21 protein-coding genes and 2 pseudogenes are annotated in these 22,881 nt (G+C 67.0%); 14 read left to right on the plus strand and 9 right to left on the minus strand.

Annotated elements, in window-relative coordinates:
• Positions 1 to 81: 81 nt before the first annotated feature.
• Complete coding sequence (locus tag G3N98_RS09775; RefSeq protein ID WP_206148040.1) at positions 82 to 1,614, minus strand: helix-turn-helix transcriptional regulator; 1,533 nt, start codon at positions 1,612 to 1,614, stop codon at positions 82 to 84.
• A gap of 370 nt (positions 1,615 to 1,984) precedes the next feature.
• Between G3N98_RS09775 and G3N98_RS09780 the strand changes: the two genes are divergently transcribed.
• The 7 genes from G3N98_RS09780 (at position 1,985) to G3N98_RS09805 (ending at position 5,487) form a co-directional block, all read left to right on the plus strand.
• Positions 1,985 to 2,149, plus strand: coding sequence for a hypothetical protein (locus G3N98_RS09780; protein WP_174975033.1), 165 nt, complete (start codon positions 1,985 to 1,987; stop codon positions 2,147 to 2,149).
• Between the two features lie 62 nt (positions 2,150 to 2,211).
• Positions 2,212 to 2,562 (plus strand): BON domain-containing protein, encoded by a 351-nt coding sequence (locus G3N98_RS09785; RefSeq protein ID WP_206148041.1) that lies wholly within the window; start codon positions 2,212 to 2,214, stop codon positions 2,560 to 2,562.
• A 56-nt stretch (positions 2,563 to 2,618) separates the two neighbouring features.
• The gene (locus G3N98_RS09790; RefSeq protein WP_009694074.1) at positions 2,619 to 2,816 is read left to right on the plus strand and encodes a CsbD family protein; all 198 of its coding nucleotides are present in this window, start codon (positions 2,619 to 2,621) and stop codon (positions 2,814 to 2,816) included.
• 26 nt (positions 2,817 to 2,842) lie between these two features.
• Positions 2,843 to 2,974: a hypothetical protein gene (locus tag G3N98_RS40165; protein ID WP_256941090.1), complete on the plus strand. Its 132-nt coding sequence runs from the start codon at positions 2,843 to 2,845 to the stop codon at positions 2,972 to 2,974.
• Between the two features lie 56 nt (positions 2,975 to 3,030).
• Positions 3,031 to 3,252, plus strand: a complete 222-nt coding sequence (locus G3N98_RS09795; RefSeq protein WP_089428348.1) for a hypothetical protein — start codon at positions 3,031 to 3,033, stop codon at positions 3,250 to 3,252.
• A gap of 128 nt (positions 3,253 to 3,380) precedes the next feature.
• The gene (locus G3N98_RS09800) at positions 3,381 to 3,635 is read left to right on the plus strand and encodes a GlsB/YeaQ/YmgE family stress response membrane protein (protein ID WP_089428349.1); all 255 of its coding nucleotides are present in this window, start codon (positions 3,381 to 3,383) and stop codon (positions 3,633 to 3,635) included.
• 343 nt (positions 3,636 to 3,978) lie between these two features.
• The gene (locus tag G3N98_RS09805; protein ID WP_206148042.1) at positions 3,979 to 5,487 is read left to right on the plus strand and encodes a DKNYY domain-containing protein; all 1,509 of its coding nucleotides are present in this window, start codon (positions 3,979 to 3,981) and stop codon (positions 5,485 to 5,487) included.
• 138 nt (positions 5,488 to 5,625) lie between these two features.
• On the opposite strand, the gene G3N98_RS09810 is transcribed toward G3N98_RS09805, so the two are convergent.
• Complete coding sequence (locus G3N98_RS09810; RefSeq protein WP_089463203.1) at positions 5,626 to 6,654, minus strand: DUF1338 domain-containing protein; 1,029 nt, start codon at positions 6,652 to 6,654, stop codon at positions 5,626 to 5,628.
• A 226-nt stretch (positions 6,655 to 6,880) separates the two neighbouring features.
• On the opposite strand from G3N98_RS09810, the gene G3N98_RS09815 reads away from it, so the two are divergent.
• Entirely contained in the window at positions 6,881 to 7,828 is a 948-nt protein-coding gene (locus G3N98_RS09815; protein ID WP_206148043.1) for a LysR family transcriptional regulator, read from the plus strand.
• Positions 7,829 to 7,847: 19 nt separating this feature from the next.
• Here the strand turns inward: G3N98_RS09815 and G3N98_RS09820 are convergent, their stop codons facing one another.
• Positions 7,848 to 8,381 carry a hypothetical protein gene (locus G3N98_RS09820; RefSeq protein WP_241025833.1) on the minus strand — a complete coding sequence of 178 codons (534 nt, stop codon included), beginning with the start codon at positions 8,379 to 8,381 and terminating at the stop codon, positions 7,848 to 7,850.
• A 27-nt stretch (positions 8,382 to 8,408) separates the two neighbouring features.
• On the minus strand, positions 8,409 to 10,538 hold the full coding sequence (locus G3N98_RS09825; RefSeq protein ID WP_206148044.1) for a TonB-dependent siderophore receptor: 2,130 nt from the start codon (positions 10,536 to 10,538) through the stop codon (positions 8,409 to 8,411).
• A 932-nt stretch (positions 10,539 to 11,470) separates the two neighbouring features.
• Here G3N98_RS09825 and G3N98_RS09830 point away from each other — a divergent pair.
• Positions 11,471 to 13,099: an NADP-dependent glyceraldehyde-3-phosphate dehydrogenase gene (locus G3N98_RS09830; RefSeq protein ID WP_206148045.1), complete on the plus strand. Its 1,629-nt coding sequence runs from the start codon at positions 11,471 to 11,473 to the stop codon at positions 13,097 to 13,099.
• A gap of 87 nt (positions 13,100 to 13,186) precedes the next feature.
• Here the strand turns inward: G3N98_RS09830 and G3N98_RS09835 are convergent, their stop codons facing one another.
• From G3N98_RS09835 to G3N98_RS09845, 3 genes are all read right to left on the minus strand, one after another.
• A complete protein-coding gene (locus tag G3N98_RS09835; protein ID WP_241025834.1) occupies positions 13,187 to 14,383 on the minus strand; it encodes a T6SS immunity protein Tli4 family protein in 1,197 nt (398 codons plus the stop codon).
• A 111-nt stretch (positions 14,384 to 14,494) separates the two neighbouring features.
• Positions 14,495 to 15,661, minus strand: a complete 1,167-nt coding sequence (locus G3N98_RS09840) for a Xaa-Pro peptidase family protein (RefSeq protein WP_206148046.1) — start codon at positions 15,659 to 15,661, stop codon at positions 14,495 to 14,497.
• A gap of 119 nt (positions 15,662 to 15,780) precedes the next feature.
• The gene (locus G3N98_RS09845) at positions 15,781 to 17,109 is read right to left on the minus strand and encodes an MFS transporter (protein ID WP_206148047.1); all 1,329 of its coding nucleotides are present in this window, start codon (positions 17,107 to 17,109) and stop codon (positions 15,781 to 15,783) included.
• A 271-nt stretch (positions 17,110 to 17,380) separates the two neighbouring features.
• On the opposite strand from G3N98_RS09845, the gene G3N98_RS09850 reads away from it, so the two are divergent.
• Entirely contained in the window at positions 17,381 to 18,355 is a 975-nt protein-coding gene (locus G3N98_RS09850) for a LysR family transcriptional regulator (RefSeq protein ID WP_206148048.1), read from the plus strand.
• An 18-nt stretch (positions 18,356 to 18,373) separates the two neighbouring features.
• On the opposite strand, the gene G3N98_RS09855 is transcribed toward G3N98_RS09850, so the two are convergent.
• A complete protein-coding gene (locus G3N98_RS09855; protein ID WP_206148049.1) occupies positions 18,374 to 19,006 on the minus strand; it encodes a LysE family translocator in 633 nt (210 codons plus the stop codon).
• Positions 19,007 to 19,598: 592 nt separating this feature from the next.
• Between G3N98_RS09855 and G3N98_RS09860 the strand changes: the two genes are divergently transcribed.
• From G3N98_RS09860 to G3N98_RS39745, 4 genes and pseudogenes are all read left to right on the plus strand, one after another.
• A complete protein-coding gene (locus G3N98_RS09860) occupies positions 19,599 to 19,922 on the plus strand; it encodes a hypothetical protein (protein WP_021162626.1) in 324 nt (107 codons plus the stop codon).
• 229 nt (positions 19,923 to 20,151) lie between these two features.
• Positions 20,152 to 20,637: a hypothetical protein gene (locus tag G3N98_RS09865; RefSeq protein ID WP_206148050.1), complete on the plus strand. Its 486-nt coding sequence runs from the start codon at positions 20,152 to 20,154 to the stop codon at positions 20,635 to 20,637.
• A 242-nt stretch (positions 20,638 to 20,879) separates the two neighbouring features.
• Positions 20,880 to 22,343: a PepSY domain-containing protein gene (locus G3N98_RS09870; protein ID WP_206148051.1), complete on the plus strand. Its 1,464-nt coding sequence runs from the start codon at positions 20,880 to 20,882 to the stop codon at positions 22,341 to 22,343.
• Positions 22,321 to 22,737 (plus strand): annotated as a pseudogene (locus tag G3N98_RS39745) (DUF2946 domain-containing protein); the annotation flags it as partial. The gene G3N98_RS09870 and the pseudogene G3N98_RS39745, both read left to right, overlap by 23 nt.
• An 18-nt stretch (positions 22,738 to 22,755) precedes the next feature.
• Here G3N98_RS39745 and G3N98_RS39750 read toward each other — a convergent pair.
• Positions 22,756 to 22,881: pseudogene (locus G3N98_RS39750) on the minus strand (3-hydroxyacyl-CoA dehydrogenase family protein); the annotation flags it as partial.

Raw genomic sequence — 22,881 nt, forward strand, 5'->3', positions numbered from 1 at the left:
GAGTGGACAGGATCGCAAGCGGCGGCCGCGCGCGGCAGATGCGGATGCACCAGCGCGCCTGGTGCATTCGTACCGGCGGCGTCAGTCCTTGTCCTTCGCGCCGCCCTTCTCGCCACGCGCGCCGTTCGCATCGGCCGCGCCGACGATCCCGCGTTCGCGCGCCCACACGATCGCCTCGCCGCGGCTGTGCACGTCGAGCTTCGCGTAGATCGTCGCGACGTGATTGCGCACGGTGTTCGGCGCAAGCCCGAGGCGGCCGGCGATCTCCTTGTCGGCAAGACCGTGGCACAGCAGGTCGAACACGTCGCGCTCGCGTGCGGTCAGGTCCGACAGCTGGGCGCCCGCATCCGGCGCATTCGCGCGCCGCACGTTCGCGAGCTTCTCGATCAGCGTACGGCTGAACCACGATGCATCCTGCATCGCCGTTTCGATCGCGTAGACGAGCTCCATCTCCGTGCGCTTGCGGTCGCTGATGTCGAGCAGCGCGACGAGCAGGCAGTCGCGCCCGTGAATCGCGACGGGATCGGCCGACACGACGCAATCGCGCACGTCGCCCTCGCGCGTGCGGATCTGCACGTCGGCGTTGCGCACGTTGCCGTCGCGCGCGAGCCGGCCTTCGATGCGCTGCCACGCGCCGCGCTCGGCCCACAGCCCGATCTCGTCCGCGGATTTGCCGAGCAGGTCGTCCTGCGCATGGCCCGTCAGCGCGGCGAACGCGTCGTTCACGTCGAGCAATTCGAAGCGGTCGGCGGTGACGATCGCGGTGGCGACCGGCGCCATCCGGAACGCCGTCGCAAAGCGTTCCTCGCTCTGCCGCAGCGCGCGCTCGGCCTGCTTGCGCGGCTCGAGATCCATGAACGTGAACAGCATGCACGCCTCGTCGTTCATGTCGATCGGCTGCCCGGCGACCACCACGGCCTTCGTGCTGCCGTCCGCGAGCTTCAGCACGGCCTCCATCTGCGGGATCGTCGCGCCTTCGCCGAGCCGCTCGATCGCGAGGTCGCGCCGGTCGGCCTGGTCGAGCACGTCGATCTCGTACACCGAGCGGCCGAGCACGTCGTCACGCGCGTGGCCGGTCAGGTCCAGAAAGCCCTGGTTGACCTTCACGTAGCGCAGGTCGTCGAGCCGGCAGATCACCGCCGGTGCCGGGTTCGCGTTGAAGGTGCGCTCGAAGCGCTCCTCGGCGCTCGCCCATTCGGTCGCGTCGTGCAGCACGAGCGCGAGGCAATCCGGTTCACCGGCCGCATTCGTCAGCACGAGGCTGCGGATGCGGTGAACCCAGCTCACGGTTTCGTCGGCGGCCGATTCGACTTCGACCGTCACGTCGCTGAACTCCTCGCCCGCGATCACGCGATCCATCGGATAGTGGCCGTCGCGCACCGGGTGGTTGTTCCGGTAGCGCAGCCGGAAGCGCTCGCGGTAATCGGTGACGGTCGCGCCGAGCGCCTTCAGCTCGGTCACGCCGTGCATCGCGAGGGCGGCTTCGTTCGCCCAGACGATCCGCTGGTCGGGCTCGATCAGGATCACGCCCTCGGTGAGCCCCGCGATGATCTGGTGCAGCTGGCGCCGATCGGTATGCGACTTCAGCGCCTGTTCGTTTACCTGTTCGTTCATCGAATGGTTGTCCCTGTCGTCAGCATGACTGCCGGCCCGGTTGCCGCCACGTCGACACGCGCCGGCCGGCGCGTGTGGCGATGATCGCGTGCCGCACCGGTGCACGACAGACGCGGATGCACTATTCGTCATAGTACATGCGCACGGCCTGCCCCATCGTGCGGTGTCCCGCCTTTCCCCGAAGCATCCACTGCGCCTGCTTTCCGCACGTCCCAGCCGACAGGCGCACCCCCTCCCCGTTCTCGATGCCCCGTGCAAACGCACTAGCCGATCAGGTGAATTTGCGCGATGTCCGCGCACGTTTGCATCGGTACGCTGGTACTGCATCGGCGCTCATGCGCTGCCTTCCGAACCGCAGAGGAGAAGCACGATGAAGCTGCATCAGACACCCGATCCGACGCGGCCCGAACCGGCCCCGGACAATCCGCCCGAACCGCCGCCCGGCACCGATCCGCCGGTTCCGCTGCCGCCCGACGTGCCGCGTCCGGACATGCCGCCGCGCGAGCCCGGCTACGACACGCCGATCGCCCGTTGATCCGGGCACGCGCCATGCTCGGCAGTCAATCCATTCACCACGCCCATCGAAGGAGAACATCAATGAACAAGACCTCGCACCTTTCGACGCTGCTCGCCGCCAGCGCGGCCTTCCTGCTTTGCGCCGCACCGCTCACGAGTGCGCAGGCGCAAGCCTCGTCCACCGACAGCGGCATGACGGCCGAATCGAACCAGCCCGTCACCGACACGTGGATCACCACCAAGGTGAAGGGTGAGCTCGCGACCACGGACGGCGTGAAGAGCACCGACATCAGCGTGAAGACGGTCGACGGTGTCGTCACGCTCACCGGCGTGCTGCCGACCAAGGTCGCCGTGAAGAAGGCTATCGCCGTGACACGCGCGATCAAGGGCGTGAAGCACGTCGACGCATCCGGCCTGAAGGCGAAGGCCTGACCTCCCGGCGCGGCATGCCGCCGCGCCTTTTATCCCTGCATGACAAGGAGCACATGATGAACGAGGACAAGATCAAGGGTCAGTGGAAGCAACTCTCGGGCAAGCTGAAGGCCAAGTGGGGCAAGTTGACCGATGACGACCTGAAGGTGGCCGACGGCAATCGCGAGTATCTGGCCGGCAAGATCCAGGAGCGTTACGGCATCGCTCGCGATGAAGCCGAGAAGCAGTTGAAGGAATTCGACCGCGAGCTGTAACGCGATCGCGCTTCGATCGCACTTCAATGCAACCGCCGCGGCGCCCACGGCGTCGCGGCCACCAGGACAACGACATGGGCAAATACCTGATCGCCTGGCTGCTCGGCGTGCCGGTCGGGCTGCTGGTGCTGTTCTTTCTGATCACGCACGTTTTCTGAGCGTGCCGGCTCGCTCAGAGCCGATCAAAACAACTCGTTTTCAAGGGAGATGAACAATGAAATTGCTTTCGATATCGGTCGCCTGCATCGCCTTGATGACCGCTTCGATCCCGGGATTTGCGGCAGGGTGCCTGAAGGGCGCGGCCGTGGGCGGGGTCGCCGGCCACGTCGCGGGGCACCACGGAGCAGTGGGTGCCGCCGCGGGTTGCGCGATCGGCCACCACCACGCGGCAAAGAAAGCCAAGGCGGCAAGCGCGGCAACGGCCGCGTCGCAATGAACGCGTCACGACGGGGCCGGCCGACGTTCTTCGAAACGGCCGGCATTGCGCCGCGTGCGCGATGCCACCGGTAAGGACATGACCACCCGATTTACAACAATTTCGCCAATCCAAGGGGAATATCGTTCATGGACATGCATGGCTTGATCATATGGCTGGTCATCGGCGCCATCGCCGGCTGGCTTGCGGGCGTACTCGTCAAGGGCGGCGGTTTCGGCCTGCTCATCGACATCGTTGTCGGGATTCTGGGCGCGGTGATCGGCGGCTGGCTCGCCGGACTGCTCGGTATCGGCTTCAGCGGGATTCTCGGCTCGATCGTCATCGCCCTCATCGGTGCGGTGATCCTCTTGCTCGTGATTCGCCTGTTCCGTCGCGCAACGTGACGGGTCATCGAGCGCGTCGGCGAAGCGCCCCGTCAAAAAACGCCGGCATGACAGGTTCAGCGCCATGAGGGACGAGCCCGGCGTTCGACACCGGGCTCGCGACACTTGGTGCCCCTTGTAGAGTTTGGCCGCGGTTCGTGCATGGGCCGGCCAATCGGTCGCGGCCGACGCAGCCCCTGCTTTCCTTTCGTTACTTCGACGCGTTCGCCGTCATCTTGAAGATACCCTGCGCGTTACCCGCATCGAAACGCAGGTCGGTCACCCAGCGGCGCGCCGCCCGCATTCCCGCCCGCGTTCCACGGCATACTACGGCGACTGCCACGACGCCCGCGCGCCATCCGCCATGCCCCAGCCGCCCTTGCAGGACACCAACCATCCCGACTACGCGATCGCCGGCGACACCGTGATCCGCCGCGCGGACGGCCTGCCGCTGTGGGCCAAGGACGGCAAGCCGCTGCCGATCGAGCGTCCACAAGCGTTCCGCTGCATCGGCGGCCGCTGGTTCACCGACGGCGTACACGTAATCGTGCAAGGTCAACTCGGCAGCGCGACGGTGATGTTGTATTACTACCGGATCGAGGACGCCGATCTCGACACCTTCGAGATCCTGAACCAGCGCTACGCGCGCGATGCGCGGCAGGCGTACTACATCACGGGCCGGACGATCCGCACGCGCAGCCCGCACGCGTTCCGGCCGCTCGTCTACGAAACCTGGAACCGGCCGGCCGACGGTCGCGGCGTGACGTTCGAGATGTGCGAGCACGAGTACATCGCGACCGACGACGAATCGATCTACATGAACGGCCGGCGCATCAACGGCTCGCATGGCGCGAGTGCGATCGGCTTCCCGGGCGGCTATTTCGCCGATGCCGACCGCGTGTACTACTACGGCCGGCCGAAAGACATCGATCGCGCGAGCTTCCTGTGCGGCCCCGACGAGGCCGGCTACCTGAGATGCACCGACCGGATCGGCCCGATCGAATCCGGCGAACGGCAGACGGTGCAGGAGACGCGCATGTTCGACGACTGGCGCAGCTTCTTCACGATGCGCCCCGAACTGCGGGACTACTGGTGGCATCGGCAGCCACGGCCGGCGGCAGACACGACGGTGCAGTTCCGGGACGCGACGCTGACCGGCTTCGATCCCGCGTCCTTCGCCGCGCGCGAGACGCTGTTCGATTTCGGTTCGATCGAATGGCTGTGCGGCGACGCGCACGGCATTCATTGGGCGCACCGGACCTGTGCGGAAATGCCGATCGAGCTGACCCGCTTCTCGGACCAGCCGATCGATGCGCTGCGCGTGCTCGGCCCGCACTACTTCACCGATGGCGTCAATGTGTTCTACGCGTTCACGCCCGCCCAGCCGCAGCCGCTGCGCGGCGCCGATCCGGCCGCGTTCCGCGTGCTGTCGGGCGGCTGGGCGCGCGATGCGACGCGGGCGTTTCACCTCGGTGTCGTCAAGAAAGGCATCGACCCCGCTCGGCTGCATGTCGAGGGCAGCTACGCGTGGGACGGCGAGCGCCTGTTCTGCGACGGCAAGCCGCTGCAGGTCGACGTGCCGGCCAGCGCGTTCCAGGTGCTGCACCCGACTTTCCTGCGCGCCGGCGACAAGCTGTTCTTCGGGCGCCGGCCGGTATCGACGAAGCGCGTGCACCTACCGACGCTCGAATTCCTCGACGACGATTTCGCGCGCGACAGCAAGCACGCGTACATCGTCGGCTACGTGAGCCTCGTCGAGATCGACGGTGCCGATCCGGCCACGTTCCGCGTCGTTGAGCCGGGGACCGCGGAGGACGGCGCCCGTCGCTACGACGCGCGGACCTTGCGTGACGCGACGGCGCCGCGCGACTGACGCGCGCCGCCAAACGCAATCGGGCAGGACGCTGTCGCGCCCCGCCCGATCGATCATCATTTCCTTCAGCAGCGGCCCGCCGGCACCGGCACGGCGATCACGCCGCCGCCGCACGCACCGCTGGCCGCTTCACCGGCGTTACTTCGCCGCGTTCGCCGTCATCTTGAAGATGCCCTGCGCGTTGCCCGCATCGAAACGCAGGTCGGTCACCCAGCGGCGCGCCGCCTGGTCGAACGTGCGCTTGCGCGTGATGAACTCGTAGAACGAACCCGGCACGTTGCGCTTCACCGTGCCGCCGTCGCGCGTGCGGAATTCGCGTTCGACGGTATCCGCGCGATACGCGGTCTGGAACACGCGGCCCGAGCGCGAGCGCTCGACTTCCGGCTTCATCGGCCGGCCCTTCGCTTTCTCGTCGTCGGACAGCTTGAACACGTCGGCGACGCGGTCGGTCGCGTGGTTGAACGCATTGCCTTCGGTCGCGATCCACGCCATTTCCGCCGATTCGAGCAGCAGCGTCTCGTAGTCGAGTTCGTTCGGCAGGTCGTGCTGGCGTGCGAACGCGCCGACGATCTCCGGCAGCAGCGCATGCGCGGCCTCCAGCGGCAGCCAGCCTTCGCGCTCGACTTCCCACAGCAGCGCGACGGCCGCCGGCGACAGCGGATCGCGCGACGTGCTCACGACGTTCGTCACGGCCTGCTGGAATTCCTTCGAGAAACGTTCCGGATGCAGCTCGCTGACGAAGAACTGCGCGATTTCGTCCGGTGCGTCTTCATGCGCATACGCGCGGCCGGTCATGCCGAGCTTGTCGAGCGGGTAACGGCCGTTCAGGCGGAAGCCGAGCGGACGCAGGATGCGCGTGAACGCGGCCTCGCCCGGCGGCAGCGCGCCGGTGTGCGGCCAGCGCACCGTGCGCAGCGCGCCGTGGTCGAAATAGACCGAGCCGCCGCTTTCGACCGCTTCGGCCGTATACGCACGGCCGTTCGCCGAACGTTCGAGCAGCCCTTCGAACAGCGCCATGTTCATCGCCTGCGCGATTTCCGCGCGCGTCACGACGCCGTCTTCCCATTCTTCGAGGATGGCCGGCATGTTCAGGGTCGAGAACAGGGCGTCGGTCTTCGCCTGTCCCAGCAGCTTCGTCAGCAAGCTCTCGATATTCGGATTGCGCATCAGGATTCTCGTCTCGGGGGACCGCCGGCAAACGTGCCGGCAACTCGTCGGCCGGCCGCCCCACGGGCGCCTGACCTTGCGTGGAGAGCATTATTCAAAGGGTTGCAGCCGGGCGTAAAGCGAGATTAAATTGATATGTGATGAGTTTTTGGAATTATCAGCCGTTACCCGACCCCGCCGTCCGCCTTGTGCCGAATGGGCCTGATCGTCAGACGAATCGAACATCATGCGTAAATTCAAGATCCCCAACATGGGCGCGCTCGTGGCTTTCGAAGCCGCCGCGCGCCACGAAAGCTTCACGCACGCGGCCAAGGAGCTGTTCCTGACCGAAAGCGCGGTATCGCGCCAGATCGCGACGCTCGAAGCAAGCCTCGGCGTGCGGCTGTTCGCCCGCGTGAAGCAGCGTGTCGTGCTGACGCGCGCCGGCAAGCTGTACGGCACGCAGGTGCGCCGCGCGCTGGAAGCGCTCGACCGCGACACGCTGTCGATCATCGCGCACGGCAGCGGCGGCGGCTACCTGGAGCTCGCGGTACTGCCGACCTTCGCGTCGCACTGGCTGATCCCGCGCATCAAGAGCTTCTACGACCGCACGCCCGACGTGCGCGTGAACATGGGCAGCCGCACCGACCTGTTCTCGTTCGAGGACACCCACTTCGAGGCCGCGATCCACTACGGCAAGCCGACCTGGCCCGGCACGTCGTCCGACTACCTGTTCGGCGAGGAAGTCGTGCCGATCTGCTCGCCGGCGCTGCTCGACGGGCCCGTGCACAGCGTCGAGGACCTGCTCGCCTACCCGCTGCTGCACTCGACGACGCGCCCCGGCGCGTGGGCGCAGTGGTTCGAGACGCACGGCGTCGAGGACATCCGCACGATGCAGGGCGTGCGCTACGAGCTGCACACGATGCTGATCAGCGCGGCCGCGGCCGGGCTCGGCATCGCGCTCGTGCCGAAGTTCTTCGTCGAGGAACAGTTGCAGCAGCTCGGGCTGGTGGTGCCGTGCGATGCGGCGTCGGTCGGCGATTCCGCGTACTACCTCGTCTATCCGACGGAGTTCAGCCACAGCAAGCCGCTGGAGCTGTTTCGCGGCTGGCTGCTGGAGCAGGCGAGCGCGTATGCGGCGCCGGATGTCGACGCGGATGGCGGCGATCTGGTGGACGACGAGGACGTCGAGTAGCGGCGCGGTCGCGCCCGCCTCATGGCGCGGCGGCCTCGCACGCATGTCGCGTGGGCAGGCTGGCCTTCACGACCTTCACCAGCCACGCGTGATCGGGCTCTTCCAGCCCCGGGCACACGGTTTCCAGATCGCGAATCACGAGCGTCGCGTGCCCGTCGAAGCGGCATACACCTTCAGGTTGCGCGGCGGGCAGCCGCAGACTGCGCCGTGCATCGCGCTGGTTCGTGAACCGGATCTCACCCGCGCGTTGCGAACGGCCCGGCAGGCGCCGCGCCGATGCGTCGTCCTCCTCGAACCACACATCCTCCCCGCTCTCTTCGTCGCCGTAATCCACTACGTAACGGCCCGACAACGTGATCGCACGGCCGACGTACACCGAATGGCATTCGGGTTCGGCGTCGGCCGGGATCGTCTGCGCGTGCGCCGCGGCCGCGCCGCAAGCCAGCACCAACACGGCGCACAGCACGCGGGCGCGGCCGGTCAGGTTCGACACATCAATCGATTGGCGGATCATGGGCAGTGAGGTGCGGGTCATCGTGACGACGACCCGCATTGTCACCCGGCGCCTGCATCACGTGCATTACATGTGCCACTTCACCGTGGCGGTCAGCGTGCGCGGATCGCCGGGCATGTTGTACAGGTCCGCATTGCCGTGCGCGGCGATGAAGTAGCGGCGATTGAACAGGTTGTCGAGCGTGAGCGTCACGTCGACCTTCTTGCTGCGATAGCCGGCGCCCAGGTTGAACACGGTAAACGACGGCAGCGTGACGAGATCGCTCGCCGACGTGTAGCGCGCCGACTGGAACTGCATGCCGGCCGCCGCGTAGAAGCCGTACGGCAGCTCGCGCTTCACCCACAGGTTCGCACTGTGGCGCGGCATCAGCCCCGGTGTATTGCTCGACACCGCGACACCGGCCGCCGTCGATTGCGCCGAGCCGTCGACCGTTCCGTTCAGGTACGCGTAGCCCGCATACACCGACCACTTCGGCGCGATCTCACCGGTAAAGCCAAGCTCCATCCCGTGCACGTGCTGCGTGCCGATCGGCAGCGCATAGCCGGGATTCGCCGGGTCGCCGATCTGCTGGTTGGTCTGGCGCATGTCGAACAGCGCGACGCTGGCCGTCGCCTTGCCGCCGAGATCGAAGCGCGAGCCGACTTCATACGCGGTGGTCTTCTGCGGCGCGAGCGCGGCGCCGTTCGAGAATGCGCCGGAGCTGATCAGCGTATCGGCCAGCGGCGAGAACGACTGGCTGAACGACCCGTACAGCGTCAGCCAGTCGAGCGGTTCGTAGATCAGGCCGACGCGCGGGCTCCACGCGTGATCGGTGCGATCGAGGTTGACGTTCGACGACGTGTAGTCGTGGCGGATCTGGTTCAGGTAGTCGAAGCGCAGCCCCGCGAGCACCTTCCAGTGCTCGGTGAGCGAAATCAAATCCTGCGCGTACACCCCCGCGAGCCCGACGACGGTCGACGCGTTCGTCTTCGCCCGCGTGCCGGTCGGCACGCCGGGCAGCACCACCTGCTGCGGATTGAACAGATCGTAGGTCGCGACCTTCGACACGCTGTAGATCGTGTCGAACTTCTGCTGCTGCGACAGTTCGAGCCCGTACAGCAGCTCGTGGCGCATGCCGAACAGCGACGTCTTCTGCGTGAGCTCGAACAGGCCGTCGATGCCGTGGTCGGTGCGCTGGCGCGTCGACTGGTCGAGCGTGACGACCGGATGCGCGGCCGTCTTGATCGGCTCGTACGTCACGTAGTTCTTGCGTTCGAGCGAGAAGTCGTACGCGCGGATCGCGCCATGGAACGACAGCGAATCGTTGAAGCGATGATCGAGCGACACCGTCGCGCTCTTCGCGGAGACATCGTTGTACGAGCTGTTCGCCGCGTCGGCCGAGCCGTAGAACGTGTTGATCGGCACGTCGACCGGCCGGCCGAGATACGCGGGCAGCCCCTGGTCGGACGTGCGGCGGTCGTGCAGATAGTCGAATTCGACGTTCAGCACCGTGTTGCTGTCGAGCTTGAACTGCGCGGACGGCGCGATCGCCTGGCGGTTGAGCTGGAACTGGTCGCGGAAGCTGTTCGAGTTTTCGGCCGCGCCGGTGATCCGGAAACGCGCCGCGTCGCTCGCATTCCAGCCGAGGTCGAATTCGCCGCGCCGCTCGCCACGCGTGCCGAGCGTCACGCCCACGTCGCGCACCGGGTTCGCGTCCGGCCGCTTCAACACGCGATTCACGATGCCGCCCGCCGAGCCGCGCCCGTACAGCACGGCCGCCGGCCCCTTCAGCACTTCGACGTGATCGACGTTCGACAGGTCGCGATAGTAGAGCGCATCGTCGCGGATGCCGTCGACGTACTGGTCCGTGATGCTGTTGAAACCGCGGATCGTGATCTGGTCGCGCTGGCCGTCGCCGACCGAGAAGCCGACGCCCGGCACGTTGCGCAGCGCATCCTGCATCGACGTCGCGTTCTGGTCCTCGATCACCGCGTGCGGCACGACGTTCACCGTCTGCGGTACGTCCATCAGCGACATGTCGGTCTTGGTTGCGGCACGCGAGCGGCCGCCGTCGTACGACGCATGCTCGGCGGTCGCCTTGACCGAGATCGCGGGCAAGGTCGCCGCGGCATCGCTCGCCTGTGCGAAGGTGGTGCGTGCACCGGCCAGCGACGTGGCGATCAGCAGCGCATGGCAAGCGCTCTTGTTGAGTTTCATCGTTGAAGTAGAGGCTGAGGGAAAACGGCGAACGGAAACGCATCCGGCCAACGCGCGAACCACGCTGTGAATCGGGCTGGCGAAATCCTTTCCGTGAACAAGCAGCGGCGCGCAGGGATCGCCTCGTCGCGCCGACGGGCCGGTGAACGGCCGGCGGCGTGTGGCAGCCGGCCGGCAGAACCGGCACGAAAGAGGCCATGACGCTCCGTCACGGCTCGTAACGGAGCGAAATATTAAACGAGAATGATTCGTGTTTTTAGTTAATTTTTAACGTGTCGCCTGCCCGCAACGTGCGTGCGCATCGCGCTCTGCATTCCTGACGAATGCCTTTCTATTCCGCGCTTTTATGCGACCCGGCCGTAATAAAGACGAAAGAAATGCTTCGGCCGCATCAGGCGATGACGGGCCAGGCAACAGGCGGGATTCGGGAGACGACGACGAAAGGACTGGAGAGGATCACGAAGCATCCGTCTAAGCGGACGGCGCGCATTCGAAGTCCGGTGCGCGCCGGACCGGGCAACCCCGACCCGGCGCTCCGGGCAGCCGACCTCGCATCGGCAGCGCGGCGGACCTTCTTCCGTTCTTCACTACATATGCTCTCAGGCTCGCTTCATTTTTTTCTTCGCCGCGCCGGGCCATTATCCGCTGAAACTGGCCCGTTTGAAACGTTTGCGGGCACTGTTGGCGGCTTATACCAAGCATTCGGCAACAGTCTTTCTGAATGCTTACGATACATGCGGCGCGATTCGGCAATTCTTGCATTCGCGCCGGCGTTCCTTTTTAATGGAACTGGTTCCAGTCGTTGAATCGGCCAGGGTCACGCGTGACGTGTCGTCGTCCGCGCGTCATGATGCCGATTCAGGATCGAGGATCTCCCCGCTCAGGATTCGCATCGCCCGTCCTTCCCGGACACCCCGTCAAACGAGACCGTCATGCCCGATTCCGCCTCCCTGCAGCAGTTGTTTCCCGCCTTTCAGGACATCCCCGCCGAGTACCGGCTCGCCTCGCCGATTCACCAGCGCGTGTCGCTCGTCGACGGCGCGTTGCGGCCGTGGGACGGCGCGACCAAGACCGTGCTGTCGCCCGTGTGCGTGCGACAGGCGGACGGCAGCGTCGAGCAGGTCGAGATCGGCAGCTACCCGGTGATGGGCGAAACGGAAAGCGACGCGGCGCTCGACGCCGCGGTGCGCGCGTACGACGCCGGCCGCGGCGAGTGGCCGACGATGAAGGTCGAGCAGCGCATCGCGTGCATGCAGGACTTCATCAAGCGGATGGTCGCGCAGCGCGAGCTGGTGGTGAACCTGATCATGTGGGAGATCGGCAAGAGCCTCGCCGATTCGCAGAAGGAGTTCGACCGCACCGTCACGTACATGACGCAGACGATCGACGCGCTGAAGGAGCTCGACAACGCGAATTCGCGCTTCGTGATCGCCGAAGGCACGATCGGCCAGATCCGCCGCACGCCGCTCGGCGTGGTGCTGTGCATGGGCCCGTACAACTACCCGCTGAACGAAACGTTCGCGACGCTGATCCCCGCGCTGCTGATGGGCAACACCGTGGTGTTCAAGCCGCCGCAGTACGGCACGCTGCTGTTCGAGCCGCTGCTCGAAGCGTTCCGCGACGCGTTCCCGAAGGGCGTGATCAACACGATCTATGCGCCGGGCGCGGTGGTCGTGCCGCACATGCTCGCGTCGGGCAAGATCAACGTGCTCGCGCTGATCGGGTCGAGCAAGGTGGCCGACCACCTGAAGAAGCAGCACCCGAAGTCGCACCGGCTGCGCGCGATCCTCGGCCTCGACGCGAAGAACGCGGCGATCGTGCTGCCCGACGCCGATCTCGACCTCACCGTGAAGGAATGCCTGCTCGGCGCGCTGTCGTTCAACGGCCAGCGCTGCACCGCGTTGAAGATGCTGCTCGTGCACCGCTCGATCGTCGACGAATTCCTGAAGCGCTTCACCGCCGCGCTCGAACAGCTGAAGATCGGCATGCCGTGGGAGAAAGGCGTCAGCATCACGCCGCTGCCGGGCATGCATCGCACGGCGTACATGACGGACGCGATCGACGATGCGAAGGCCAAGGGCGCGCAGGTCGTCAACCATTCGGGCGGCGAGTTCAGCAAGACGCTGTTCTATCCGGCTGTCGTGTACCCGGTGTCGGAAGGGATGAAGCTGTACCGCGAGGAACAGTTCGGGCCGATCATTCCGGTGGCGACGTTCGAGGACGTGGACACCGCGCTCGACTACGTGACGACGTCGGATCACGGCCAGCAGGTCAGCATCTTCGGGTCCGATCCGGCGCAGATCGGCGCGCTGGTCGATCCGCTCGTGAACCAGGTGTGCCGCGTGAACATCAACTGCCAGTGCCAGCGCGGGCCGGACGTGTTCCCGTTCGCGGGCCGCAAGGATTCGGCGGAAGGCACGCTGTCGGTGAGCGACGCGCTGCGCGCGTTCTCGATCCGCTCGATGGTCGCGGCGAAGCAGACCGAAGGGAGCAAGCAGCTGCTCGATTCGATCGTGTCGGATCACCACTCGAAGTTCATCAATACGGGTTTTATTTTCTGAAGCCGCTCTGATTCGGGTGCCCTCCGCCGCGCGTCAGTGCGGCGGAGTCATCGGGTTGAGTGCGCACCCCACCTCGTCCGCCTCCGGTCAGATCGCACCAGGCCTCGCGCGCAGGCTGTTCAGCAGTGTGTCCCATACTTGCAACGCGCCCGCTTCGTCCACCGGCGAGGTGGCCTTTTCCGGTGGCAAGTCGTCGCGCGCGGGCGCGCCCAGCAGCAGTTCGACCGATGTATGCGGCTGCTCCACCGTCGCGGGATTCCCCGGCGCGAGCAAGTAGAAGCGATAGACGGTGACCGCGCCATCCCTGAGCGCAAACAGCACCTCCTCCGCGTCCATGCCGGCGACCTGCCGTTTGCCCTGGCGCAGAATGCTGTAGCGTCCCGGCATGCGATTGAGTGTCGCGCGCAGCGCGCGCAGATTGCGGGTGAGCGGTTGCTCCAGATCGACGTCCACCGCATCCCGCAGCTTGATCACGAGCAGCGCCGGGCGGCCCGGCATCAACGCGAACGACTGGCTCACTTCTTCCGAGTAAGTTGACGGGCCGGCGACGACCCCGCCATCGAAGCAAAAGCCGGATTCCGTCGGCACGGCCCAGTTGTCGCGCACCTTGATACGGCGGTAGGTATCGTCATAGATGCTTTCGGCCCGGTCCAGCACATCCGCACCGATCAAGCTCGTCGTCCGGACGAGCGTGCGGTTCGCGAACAGATAGCCTTCCGTATCGAACGGCAAGGCGACAGCTTTCACCACCGCATCGTTGAAGACGAAAACCCGTGAGTGCGGCACCGGAGAGAAGGCCTTTTCCAGCGACATGCGTCCCGTCTGCTCCTGCAGATCCACGGGATTCACCCGCTGTTTGGTGCGCAGTTCCTTCTCGCGCGCCGCGACTTTGGCGTCGTAGTCCTCCACTGACACATCGTGCGTCGTCACCAGCTTTTCGCCGCGGTACTCGTAATGCTCGTCCGAGATCTCGCTCGAGACGGGCCGGTCGAACATCAGGCGACCGATGCACCACGGACGCAATTCCGATAACAACGGATTGTTCATCCCGGGTTCCACGGCATACGCAAACGAGCAGGCACACAGCCCCGTCAGCAAGAGCAGCGAACGAACAAAACGCGCCATCACGATCCTCCCCGCACATTGATATCTTTCATTGTCTGCACCCTGTTGCCGAGAAGCACCCGGCGCGTCCATGTTCGGCGTGAAGCAAGCCTCGACACCGATGTCTTTCGTGACTATAGGCGAGCCCATGACGTCCGGTATGAAATTCACCGGAATCATTGGGTGCAGATCCTGAAGTTCATCGATGGACGCTTCAAGTTCGGGAGCGCGCCGCTCGCAAAAAAGCCGCTGCACCCACCCGTGCAGCGGCTTTTTAACGCCAGCGCGTCACTACGCCCGAACCGGGAACGTCAACGCATCGAGTTCCAGCGGCCCACCGGTCAGCTGAACCGGGCCTTCATCGCCGATCAGCACCGTATCGGAATGACGGAAGCCGCCGACACCCTCGATATAGATGCCCGGCTCGATCGTCAGGCACATCCCCTTCTCGATCGGCCGGTCGTAGCCTTCGGCGAAGAACGGCGCTTCGTGCGCGGTGACGCCCATTCCGTGCCCGGTCCGGTGCAGCAGCCGGTCGCCCATCCCCGCGCGGCGGAAATAGTCGTTGACCTTGCGATCGACGTCGCTCAGCAGCGCGCCCGGCATCGCCGCGTCGAACGCGAGCCGCCGCCCTTCCGACATCACGTCGAACGCGCGTCGCGCCGCGTCGGGCACGTGGCCAAGAAAGAAGGTCCGTTCGACTTCCGCGCCGTAGCCGTTCATCACCGCATTGACGATCGACACGTGCGGGCCGCCCTCCTCCATCCGCATGTCGATGTTGCTGAAATTGTGCGGATCGTGCGACAAGCTGCCCGGCTGGAACACCGCGACGATGCGCGTCGCCAACGGGTTCAGCGTCGGATCGTCGGCCAGCAGCCGCTGCATGATGAAGCCGCGAATGCGCGACGACATCTCCGCCATCCCGAGGCCCGGGCGCGCTTCGTTCAGCAGCAGGTTGTGCGCATCGGTGGCGATCCCGCACGCATACACGTGGCGGCCGATCTCGTAGTCGGACTTGATCATCCGCACGTCGTCGATGATGTCGATGCATACGCGCTCGCCCGGCGTCTGCGCATAGACCTGCAACGGACACACCGACTCGACGCCGACACGCTCGCCCGCCCCGAACAGCGCCTTGAACCGGTCGCTCCATTCGCGCCCGGCCGGCGCCGGAAATTCGAAATAGGGAATCAGCTCGAGTTCGCCGATCGAGCGCGTCCGGACATGCGGCTGCTCGAGCTGCGGCACGACGAACTGCGGCGGTCCGCCGCGCGAAATGACCAGCACGAACGGCCGCTCGTGGACGATGTTCGCGAAGTTCGTCAGGTAGTAGATGTTGTCCGGCGAGAACGCCACATAGCGATCAAGGCCGGCTGCCGCCATGCGGGCGCGCACGCGCTCGAGGCGTCCTTTGAGTTCCGCCTCGCTGGGCGGCGCAAACGTAGGGGTGAATTTCATGCGTGACTTCTCCTGTTGAGGGTGACGGGGCGGCCGATCATTTCCACGCCTCCATAGAGCGACATTTCATTCGTTATCCTCTATTTCAGCGATGCGGATTGAAACCGAATCCGGCTCGCTTATTCGCTCGGCATGCGTCGAAACCCGAGCAGCGCGACCAGGCTCACGACCGACATCGCGACGATGTAAAGGGCAGGCGACGCCTTGTTGTGCGTGGTCGCGATCAGCCACGTGACGATCAGCGGGGAAAAGCCGCCGAAGATCGTCGTCGGGATGTTGTACGACACCGCGAGCCCGGTGCTGCGCACCGCGGCCGGGAACGCGCGCGCGGCCAGCGCGGGCACCAGCCCGACGAGCACGCCCATCGGCGCGGCGGCAGCGGCCTGCATGATCAGCAGGTTGCGCAGCGACGGGCTCGCGATGACCCACATATAGAGCGGCAGCGTGATCGCGGACAGCACGACGATCGCGGCGGCGACCATCGCGACCGGCCGACGCCAGACGTCGCCGAGCAGGCCCGCGAGCGGCGCGATCGCGACCATCACGATGCCGGCGACGGTCGTGCTCATGAACGGCGCGGACATCGGCAACCCGAGCTGCTTCACCGCGAACGTCGGCATGTAGATCAGATACATGTAGAACGCGGCGGTACTGACGATCGTCACGCCGATCGCCGCGAGGAACGACGCGAGATGCTCGCCGAACAGGCGCTTGAGCACCTGCACGACCGGCAGCGCCTCGCCATGCACGAACGCATCGGTTTCCGACACGCTCCTGCGAATGTAGAAGCCGACCGGGCCGATCAGCAGGCCGACCACGAACGGCACGCGCCAGCCCCAGCTTTCGAGCTGATGCGGGCTGAGCGACGTCGTCAGGATCGTGCCGATCGTGCCGCCCAGCACGATGGCCAGCATCGTGCTCGCCATCTGCAGGCTCACGAAGAAGTTGCGCCGATGCGGCGGCGCCTTTTCCGCGAGGAACGCGACGGTGCTGCCGAATTCGCCCGATGCCGCGAAGCCCTGCACGAGCCGCGCCAGCACGAGGATCGTCGCGCCGAGCCAGCCGGCCTGCGCATACGGCGGCGCCACCGCGATCGCGGCCGTGCCGGCCAGCATCAGCCAGATCGTGACGGACATCGCCGCCTTGCGGCCGTACCGGTCGCCGTACAACCCGAGCACGACACTGCCGAGCGGCCGCACGACGAACCCCACGCCGAAGGTCGCCGTCGCGAGCAACAGCGATCCGACCGGCCCGGCCACCGGGAAAAACAGCCTCGCGATCACGCTGGCGAAATAGCCGTAGATCACGAAGTCGAACCATTCGAGCGCGTTGCCTGCCGCGGCCGCCGCGACGTCGCGCAGCGTGCCTGCCCGCTCCGACGGCTGCGCCGCGGCCGAAAGGCGATCGAGCGCGAGGGCGCCCGCCGGATTCACTGCATCCTCTTTCATCGTCTGTCTCCTCCCGCTGCTGGCTGCAGTGGTTTCGTGCTCATGTTCGATGCGCACCGTTACCGCGTCCAACGGATTTCCGGAATATGATCATCACCAACGTGAATAACGGTGCGAGCGCGGCGCGCGATTTCGTCGCGGCGCCAGCCGGCGCTCTGCAAGGGCAAACGCGACCTTGCGCGAACGGCCCGCGGCCCGGACACTGGCCGCCACGACGTTCCGGCTCGCGACGTCACGCGCGGGATGCCGGCATCCGAATGGGAGATGTGCGATGAAGGATGTGTTCCGCCAGCTCGACCTCAACCTGCTGCGCGTATTCGCGGCATTGATGGCCGAAGGCAACGTCACGCGCGCCGCCGAACGGCTGGCGCTTTCACAGTCGGCGGTCAGCAATGCGCTGCGCCGGCTGCGCGAGTCGCTCGACGACGTGCTGTTCGAGAAGACCGTCTCCGGTGTGCGGCCGACCGCGCGGGCGCGCGAGCTGTGGTCGGCGGTCCAGCCGCACTTCGACGCGTTGAAGCAGGCGATCTCGCCCGACCAGTTCGACCCGCAAGAACATCGGGGCACCTTCACGATCGCGATGTCGGACTACTCGGTCGAGCGCATCATGCCGCGCCTCGCGCAGTACATGGGCACGCATGCGCCATCGATGCGACTCGAGCTCACGCCGTTCAGCGTCGCCGACCTGCCGGGCATGTTCGACCGGGGCGGCGTCGACCTCGCGATCGGCGGCTACCTGAACGACTCGAGCCCGAGCAGCGGCGTGCGCACGCACGAGATGTGGCCGATCCACTGGAGTTGCCTGATGCGCAAGGATCACCCGCTCGCGAAGGGGCCGCTCACGCTGAAGCGCTTTCTCGCGGCGCGGCATCTCGACGTCGGGTTTTCCGGCATGCGGGTGCCGGTGTACGACAGCCTGCTCTCCGCGCACGGCCTGCAGCGCAATCTCGTCCTCACGCTGAATGCGTATTCGCCCGCGCTGGCGATCATCCGGGAGTCGGATTTCATCGGCGTGCTGCCGACCACGCTGCTCGATCTGTCGATCCACGAGAAGGAACTGGTGTCGCGGCAACCGCCGGTGCGCATGCCCGCGCGGCCTTACTGCGTGATCTGGCATCAGCGTTGGGACAGCCATCCCGCGCACCGCTGGCTCCGGCAGACGATCGTGTCGTTGTTCACACGCCCGGCGGAGCAGCCGGGCGACGCCGTGCGTTCGCCCAAGCGACGCGCCACCCGCCCGAGCTAGACGCGCGGGCCTGCCGCGTCAGACGTTCGACACCAGCAGCCTGATCCCCGCCACGCCGAACACGACGGCAAGACACGCTTCCATCGCGCGCCGGCCGCGCACGTACAGCCGGCGCGCGCCGTCCATCGAGAACACGAGCGCATAGCCGCCGAACACCAGGCACCCGATCACGATGCAGCCCGGCACGACGGCGCCGTGCGACGCGCCCGCGCCGTTCGACGACAGCGCGACGATCGACACCCACACGAGGATCGCTTTCGGATTGGTCAGGTGCAGCATCGCGCCGCGTACATAGAAGCGCGACAGCCGCTGCTCGCCCGCCGCGTTCGTCGACGTCGCCGCCTTGCCCGACCATGCCGTGCGCCCCGACTTGAACGCGAGCCACAGCAGGTACAACCCGCCGAACAGCTTGATCGCGACCAGCAGCTTCGACCACGCGAGCAGCGCGGCCGACACGCCGAGCGCCGCCACCGTCGCCCAGCACATCGACCCGGAAATGACGCCGAGCGCGAACGCGAGCGCCGCCTTGCGGCCCTGGTTCGCGGCGACCGACATGATCGCGAGGTTGCTCGGCCCGGGGCTGGCCGTCCCGATGAAATAAGCCGTGTAGGCCAGCAGCAGGTTGGCCGAGAAGAAGGCGTGGACGCTCATGTCGAACCTCGCAGGGATGATCGGGGCATTGTTGGCAAACGCGCGCCGTCTGCCCATGGACAATTGGCCGACAATTCGCTGGGCCAGTTGGACGGGGCGCGCAACCGGATCGCCACGGGTAAATCCGTCTCGGATTTGAAACACCCGTCACATTCGCCGGTGGCTTTTGCCGCGCATGGCCGACATCCGGCCCCCCCGCTTCCGGCGGCCCGAACGCTTGACAGGCGCAGGCGGCACGCGCGGGCCGGCCCGTTTCGTCAGACTGCCGGGGAACGCGCCACGCAATTTATCCCGGCGTTACGTTACATCCGTGAAGCATTTCGCGTCGGCGAGCCGCTCCGCGTACGCGATATGCATCGCGCCGCGCCGGTAGACCGCGTCCTCGGTCCCCTCCGCCCCCCAGTACCGGCGGGACTCGCCGCCCTCGTCGCGTCGCGGCTCAACAATACTCAACAATCGTCTTGCGCCGCTGGTACGAAACCTGCATCCCGTTCGGGTAACCACCGCGCCGATCACCGCGCGGACACGAACCCACCGTCGGGCGCATCCAGCGGACACGCCCGAACGATCCGAGCAAGTAACGAGGCCCTTCATGGATGCGCTGCCCAATTCGTCCGACACGTCGTTCCAGCTCTTTCTCGCGAAGCTGCTCGAACAGCCGTTGCCCGACTGGACCGAAAAACAGCAGATGGAACTCGAGATGGCACGCTCGTTGTCCACCGAAATGGTTCACCTCGCCGAGGACATGCGCGGCCGCACGCCCGATCTCGCGCGCTGCCTCGTGCTGCTCCGCTACGCGAAGGTGCTCGACTTCATGCTGACGTCGCTCGCCGCGCACCGCGACATTCATCCGCAGACGCTGCGCACGCTGTTCCGGCTCGCGAACCTGAAAGTCGACGATGCGTATCCGGCCTGAGCCGGCGCGCTGCATCGGCTGCCGCGGGCGTCACGCACGGCCGCGGCGGCCCTTCCCGATTCGCGGCACGCGCATGCCCGATGACCTCGCCGCATGATCTCCAGGAACCCGTTCGGCTCCGAATAGCCGCCGTGGGCCCGCCATCCGCTTCCGGCACCCCGCCGGGCTGATGCCGTGCATCAGCGTGGCGGACGGCCCCGCCCCGCAAACGGAGGTACAATCGCGCGCCATGAACGCACTTCGCCGCTTCCTGCTCCGGCAAGGCGTCGCGCGACAGCTTCTGTGGGGGTTCCTCCTCGTGACGCTGCTGTCCCGCGCGCTGATGTCGGGCGCCGTGATGCTCGATCCGGACGGTCCGGATGCGGGCTCGGTGGTGCTGTGTTCGGGCCGCGGCCCGCTGATCGTCAACGTGGCCGCGCTGGCGGCCCGTTTCGATGCCGGCGCGCCGATCACACCGGCCAACGACGCGCTCGCGCTCGCCGATGCGCTCAAGCATGACGGCCATGCCGACAATGCGACCTCGTCCGGCAGCGGCGACAGCCTGTGCGCATTCGGCGCCGCGCTGTTCACCGCGCTCGCGTCGTTCGTGCTGCTGGTGCTGCTGTTTCCGGCCGCCGCGCCACGGCGCTTCCGGATTCACGTCGACCGCATTCCCGTCGTGCGATCGATCTTCGACGATCGCCCCCCCTCCCGCGCCCCTCCGCTGTCCTGCTGACGGTTCCGCCCCGCGGCTCGTGCACGTCGACGTGCGCGGGCCTGCATGCCGTTCGTCTCACACGACCTGATTCAAGCGTTCACCCGCCTGCCCGCCTCGCGCGGGCGACGCCGTCATGCGCCGCTTCCGCGCATGGCGCCGCGCCGCCCGTTTCGTCGATGCGTGCAGGCGGGCGCAACGCGCGTTGACGCCCGCCGGCCCGTGCCGGCGTGGCCGCTCAACGAACCCGAGGAGCTGACACCATGTCGACCACCGTCGAACGGGCGATCTCGCCCGCCCAATCCGCCCACGCCGGCTACCGGACGCTCTGGCGCTGGCACTTCTATGCCGGCCTGTTCGTCATGCCGTTCCTGGTGGTCCTCGCGATCACCGGCACGCTCTATTGCTTCCAGCCGCAGATCGAGCCGCTGCTGTATCCGCACCGGCTCGTCGTCGAGCCGCGCGCCACGCCGCGGCTCGATGCCGACACACTGCTCGCGAGCGCACGCACCGCGATGCCGGCCGGCGCGACGCCGGTGTCCGTGCAGGTCTCGACCGCGCCGGACCGCAGCGCCGAATACGTGTTCCGGCTGCGCGACGGCAGCCGCGAGAGCGTGTACGTGAACCCGTACGACGGCAGCGTGCTCGGCACGCTGAGCGTCGAGAACCGCTTCATGCAGATCGACCGGATGCTGCATCGCAAGCTGCTGCTCGGCAAGACGGGCGAGTTGCTGATGGAGCTCGCCGCGTGCTGGACCTTCGTGATGATCGGCACCGGCATCGCGCTGTGGTGGCCGCGCGGCGCGGCGCGCGTCGGGCAGGCGCTGCGCCCCGACCTGTCGCTGCGCGGCCGGCCGCTGTGGAAAAACCTCCACGCAACCGCCGGCATCTGGCTCGCGGCCGGCACGGTCGCGTTCATCCTGACGGGGCTGCCGTGGTCGGGCTCGTGGGGCAAGAACTTCAAGGCGCTGGCCGCGACCGTGAACCTCGGTGCGCCGGAAGGCGCATGGGGCGGCGGATCGGTTCGCTCGACGCGCCCCGGTGCCGCCGCGGCGCCCGCACCTGCCCAGGCTGCCGCGCCGTCCGGCCATCACCACGAATCCGGCGAGTCGATGCCGGGGATGGTGATGGACGACCTGCCGTTGCCGCAAACGCCGTGGGCGGTCGGCAACGTGCCCGTCCCGCATTCACCGTCGGCACCGACGCCGGCACCGCTGCCGCTGGCCCGCGCGATCGCGATCGTCGCGGGCCTCGGCGTGACGAGCGGCTATACGCTCGCGCTGCCGTCCGGCGCGGACGGCGTGTTCACCGCGTCGTACTTCCCGGACGACCCGAAAGCCGAGCGGACGATCTACCTCGACCAGTACAGCGGGGCCGTGCTGAAGGACATCCGCTATGACGACTACGGTGCGGTATCGCGCGCCGTGTCGTACGGCACGTCGCTGCACATGGGCCGCTACTTCGGGCTCGCGAACCAGATCGTCTGCGCGGTGCTGTCGCTCGGGCTCGCCGCGATGGCCGTCACGGGCACCGTGATGTGGTGGAAGCGCCGCCCGGCTCGCAAGTTGGGGGCGCCGTCGCGCGAACGCGGCGCGCCGCCGATGCGCGGCTGGATCGCGGGGCTCGTGCTGCTCGGCATCGTCTTCCCGCTGATGGGCGCGACGATCGTCGCGGTCTGGTTGATCGACCGTCTGCTGTTCGGCCGTGCGGCACGCGCAGCGGCCTGATTCATCGCGCGCCGGCATACGCGGCGCGCCGACGCGACACGCCCGGGCCACCGCGTGGCTCGGGCTGTTCGCGCTCGTGCTCGCGCTCGTCGCGCCGCTGATCTCGCAACTGCGCGCTGCCGCACCCGATGACGGCCTGCCGGCCGCGCCGATCTGCTCGGCAACCGCCAACACGCTCGTGGCGCACGCGCAATCGCAGGCGTCGCCCGATTCGTCGTCCGATTCTCCATCGGACAGGCATTTCGACCGCTGCGGCTATTGCGGCCTGCTCGCCGGCCATCCGCCGCTGCAGTCCGCGGTGTTGCTCTCCGCCATCCCGGCCGCGCGGCATGCGCCGCCCGCGCCGCCGATCGCCTCTGCCTGCCACCCGCCGAAGCGCTACGCGCTCACCGCGCGCGGGCCGCCTTCCGCCCGCGCGATCGATCTGGTACGGCGACGCGCCGTCTTCCATCAGGGTGTCGGCCGCCGTGCGATAGACCGCGAGGATCCGGTTGCCGATGAAGCCGTCGCACACGCCCGCGCGCACCGGCGTCTTCTT

Origin of the sequence: Burkholderia sp. Tr-20390, assembly GCF_017104595.1 — a bacterium.
GTDB lineage: Bacteria > Pseudomonadota > Gammaproteobacteria > Burkholderiales > Burkholderiaceae > Burkholderia.